We start from the raw sequence: 1,051 nt of genomic DNA, 5'->3' as shown, positions 1-1,051 counted from the left end.
GACCAAGTCAGGAGTGCTGGAGGAGAGCCGGTGCTTTGCAAAACGGGTCACGCATTTATCAAGGAGAGAATGCGCAAAGAAGATGCCGTTTATGGTGGTGAAATGAGTGCCCACCATTACTTCCGTGACTTTGCTTACTGTGACTCTGGCATGATTCCCTGGCTGCTGGTTACAGAACTATTATCTCAGAAAGGTCGGACACTCTCTGCGTTGGTGGCCGAACGAATAGACAAATTTCCCGCTTCCGGGGAGATCAATAGCACAGTTGAAAATCCAGCACAGACCATTGAGACCATTCTGATCAGGTACGAACAAGATGCCGCTGAAATTGATCGTACCGATGGCATCTCCGTTGATATGGGAGAGTGGCGTTTCAACCTCAGAATGTCTAATACTGAGCCGGTCATTCGACTGAATGTGGAAAGCCGGGGAGATCAGGCGCTGATGGAAGAAAAAACAACAGAACTGGTGACCCTCATTCGATCTCATTAGTGTCTGAAAGTCCGGGTCCAGCTTGCTCTCTCATGCTGCCTAACAACATAATAGAGACAATTCACTACCAAACACCTCCGCCCTCAACTAGGATGTGTTCCATAGTGCTAAGGAAGAAAACCAATATGCTTTTTGTCGTGTCACCTGCCAAAACCCTGGACTATGACACCGCTCCGGTGACGAAAAAGTTCAGTCAGCCAGAGTTCCTGGACCAGTCTCAGGACCTGATTAATCAGTTGCGCAGGCTGAGTCCGTCAGATATCGGCAGCCTGATGAGCATCAGCGACAAACTGTCACAGCTGAATGCAGCCCGTTACGAAGCCTGGCAGCAACCTTTCACCCGGGATAATGCCAAACAAGCTGTCCTCGCCTTCAAAGGTGATGTTTACACGGGACTTGATGCTGAGACTATGAATGCCAAACAGTTTGATTATGCGCAAAAACACCTGCGCATTCTCTCTGGTCTCTATGGTCTGCTGAAACCTCTCGACCTGATGCAGGCATATCGTCTGGAAATGGGCACCCGATTTGCCAACCAGGCAGGAAAAGACCTTTATGC

The 1,051-nt window shown here is 49.3% G+C and carries 1 protein-coding gene and 1 pseudogene; both read left to right on the top strand.

Annotated elements, in window-relative coordinates:
* Positions 1-492 (top strand): annotated as a pseudogene (locus KDK17_RS10815) (phosphomannomutase CpsG); the annotation flags it as partial.
* A 125-nt stretch (positions 493-617) separates the two neighbouring features.
* Positions 618-1,051, top strand: a 434-nt coding sequence (locus KDK17_RS10810) for a YaaA family protein (protein WP_257288080.1), incomplete at its 3' end; no start/stop codon positions are given.

It is taken from the genome of Endozoicomonas sp. SESOKO2, assembly GCF_024606245.1.
GTDB lineage: Bacteria > Pseudomonadota > Gammaproteobacteria > Pseudomonadales > Endozoicomonadaceae > Endozoicomonas_A.
Note: the sequence above shows the minus strand (reverse complement) of the source record. Positions and strands in the feature narration are given on the sequence as shown.